This is a genomic window from Methylobacterium oxalidis (assembly GCF_007992195.1).
GTDB classification, from domain to species: domain Bacteria; phylum Pseudomonadota; class Alphaproteobacteria; order Rhizobiales; family Beijerinckiaceae; genus Methylobacterium; species Methylobacterium oxalidis.
On the sequence record NZ_BJZU01000252.1, the window covers coordinates 1 to 2,341 of the forward strand.

General features: G+C 64.2%; 4 protein-coding genes. 3 read left to right on the top strand and 1 reads right to left on the bottom strand.

Translation table 11 applies throughout. From position 1 onward, the window contains the following. Window positions 1–483: 483 nt before the first annotated feature. From MOX02_RS30235 to MOX02_RS30245, 3 genes are all read left to right on the top strand, one after another. Entirely contained in the window at window positions 484–918 is a 435-nt protein-coding gene (locus MOX02_RS30235) for a hypothetical protein (protein WP_147029450.1), read from the top strand. 80 nt (window positions 919–998) lie between these two features. Continuing rightward, window positions 999–1,385, top strand: a complete 387-nt coding sequence (locus MOX02_RS30240) for a glycosyl hydrolase (protein ID WP_147029451.1) — start codon at window positions 999–1,001, stop codon at window positions 1,383–1,385. 7 nt (window positions 1,386–1,392) lie between these two features. Beyond that, entirely contained in the window at window positions 1,393–1,830 is a 438-nt protein-coding gene (locus MOX02_RS30245) for a hypothetical protein (RefSeq protein WP_147029452.1), read from the top strand. A 139-nt stretch (window positions 1,831–1,969) separates the two neighbouring features. Here MOX02_RS30245 and MOX02_RS31705 read toward each other — a convergent pair whose 3' ends face one another. Continuing rightward, the gene (locus MOX02_RS31705) at window positions 1,970–2,143 is read right to left on the bottom strand and encodes a hypothetical protein (protein ID WP_170268059.1); all 174 of its coding nucleotides are present in this window, start codon (window positions 2,141–2,143) and stop codon (window positions 1,970–1,972) included. Window positions 2,144–2,341 lie beyond the last annotated feature (198 nt).

Here is a 2,341-nt window from a genome sequence, read left to right on the forward strand (position 1 = left end):
GATTAATGCGTTGCGCCGACCTGCGCCCGGAGCCACCTGGGGTGATAGGCCGTGCTTTAGGCGATCAGAGCAGCCATGCAACGAAGACTATGCGCCTTGTGCATGTCTCAGCTTGTCCGTTGGAGTATGCCATTGCGGACAGTTCAAGCTTGTGGCGGCCTTCGCAGCTTCGTCCGGAACCGTTCTTCGGAGCTCATCGTTTGTCGCGGCCAGAGTAGAGTTTCGGGACAGGCACAACTCGGCCTCTCGTAACCATACAGCCTGTCGAGTAGGTCCAAATTGGACAAAATAGATATTCTTCCTGGCGTGTAGAGATATTATCGGAGTATTCGAGGCGGTGCCATCGCGTAGCTATGGTGAACGGTAAATTAATGACGCGTTCATCTGAAATTTTTATTCGCCAGTTGCACAGAAACTCCGGAACCGCTTCTCGCTTGGCTCCGTTTCTGCCCACGCATTAGTTGGAATGCTCGGAGAAAACGCATGCTGAAGCAACTTCGCGTCGCTGCTCTCGCTACCACCTTCGTCGTCGGCGGTGCAGCCCTGGCCCTCGCCCAGTCCTCGTCAACGGTCGGAACCGGCGGCTCCTCCGCTGGCGGCGGCACCAGTTCCTCCACCGTCGGCACTGGTGGCTCGTCCGCTGGTGGCAGCGGCTCGGGCTCGTCCTCGACGCTCGGCACCGGTGGCTCGTCGGCCGGCGGTGGCCAGAGCGGCTCGTCAGTCGGGACTGGGGGCTCCTCGGCCGGCTCGGGCTCGTCCTCGACGCTCGGCACTAGCGGCTCCTCGGCCGGCAAGGGTACCAGCGGCTCGTCGGTCGGAACGGGTGGTTCGTCGGCTGGCGCTTCGGGTAGCGCCCCAGGTCACGACAAGAGCGGCCCCGGAAACTCCGAGCACGCTCCCGGCCACAACAAGAAGTGAGGAGCAGCCTCTTGCTGGGCTGACCCATCGGGCGCGGTTCTCATGAGCCGCGCCCAACTTGCTTCCAGAGGAGATGCATCATGCCCCGCCTGACCCTTTCCCTTCTCGGATCCACGCTCCTGATCGCGGGCTGCGCGATGGGCTACGCACAAACCAGCACCGTCACCACGGGTCCGAATGGTGTCTCGGGCAACACGACCGTCACCACGGGCCCGAATGGCAAGCCCTGTCGGGTCGTCCACTCCGACGACGCGAAGAACACCGGCAATCTCTCGACCTCGGTTCAGGCCGGCCCCGGCGGGGTGAAGAGCTCCACCACCGGCGGTCCGTCCGTGACCACGCAATCCGGCAGCGGCTCGACCAGCAGCACGTCGAGCTCGGCCGGCAGTTCGAGCTCCGGAGGCACCACCATGACCACGACGGGCGACGGCGATTGTGTGGTCACCATGCCCAAGGAGAGGAAGTGAGGCTCACATGATGACCAACATTCTGTCGGCCGGCACGCTGGCTGCGGCGCTGCTTCTTGCCCCTGCCGCCGCTTTTGCTCAGAGTGACGGCAGCGCCACGGCCGGCACCGGAGGCTCTGCGGCCGCGGGCGGCACGTCCGCGACGACGCTGGGCACGGGAGGCACCTCGACAGGACCGAACGGCACCGGGTCTTCGCTGGCAACCGGCGGCTCTGCGGCAGGTGACAAGACCAAGAGCCGCTCGCATGTCAACGAAACCGGGCAGGGGCTGAACGGCCAGTCGAAGGCGATGGCGCACGACGGCGGCATCTTCTCGAAGTCGCAGACGAAGACGAAGGTGCGTGACGGCGAGAGCGTGGACTCGCGCACCAAGACAATGTCGCATGTGCCGGGGGAGAAGCCGGTGAAGTCAACGACGAGCACTGGCTCCAGCACTGGGCAGTAAGCCGGTTGTGCTGCGCGAGTGCAGCGGAACGCGAGGTGTTCTTGCCCGTTGTAGAGACGGCATGAGGTTTCTCCGAGTGAGCCCCGGCGGTGACGAGCTGCCGGGGTTTGCTTTTTTGCGTCTGGATCTGAGTGTCAGCTCAGTGTGCCGCGGGCTTGTTGGCAGGCGGCGGGTTGGCGGGAGCACCCGGCGCGGGGTTGGCGGGAGCCGTGGTGCTGGCAGGGGGCGGGTTGGTTGTCTCGGCCTTCTTCTCGTCCTTGCAGGCGGCGAGCGCGAGCAAGCCGACGAGCGGCAGCAGGGTGCGCAGGCGCATGAGCGTTTCTCCTCGTGTTGATAAGCCTGTGGCAGGCGGTTTCTAACGCTGAGCTCGCTCTAGGAGTTCAGACCCAACCTTGGCTGGCGAGCCGACCGGCCCGCAGCGATACTACTCGCCAAGTAGGCCGGCATGTCTGAACGCTGCTCTCCTTACTGAAGCTACGTCAGGTTATGTCCGTTGGGGTATACCCTAGGG

What these genes read in the sequence shown, in the direction of transcription:
- MOX02_RS30245 (WP_147029452.1), top strand. Translation starts at nt 1,393, where the DNA reads ATGATGACCAACATTCTGTCGGCCGGCACGCTGGCTGCGGCGCTGCTT.
- MOX02_RS30240 (WP_147029451.1), top strand. Translation starts at nt 999, where the DNA reads ATGCCCCGCCTGACCCTTTCCCTTCTCGGATCCACGCTCCTGATCGCG.
- MOX02_RS31705 (WP_170268059.1), bottom strand. Translation starts at nt 2,143, where the DNA reads ATGCGCCTGCGCACCCTGCTGCCGCTCGTCGGCTTGCTCGCGCTCGCC.
- MOX02_RS30235 (WP_147029450.1), top strand. Translation starts at nt 484, where the DNA reads ATGCTGAAGCAACTTCGCGTCGCTGCTCTCGCTACCACCTTCGTCGTC.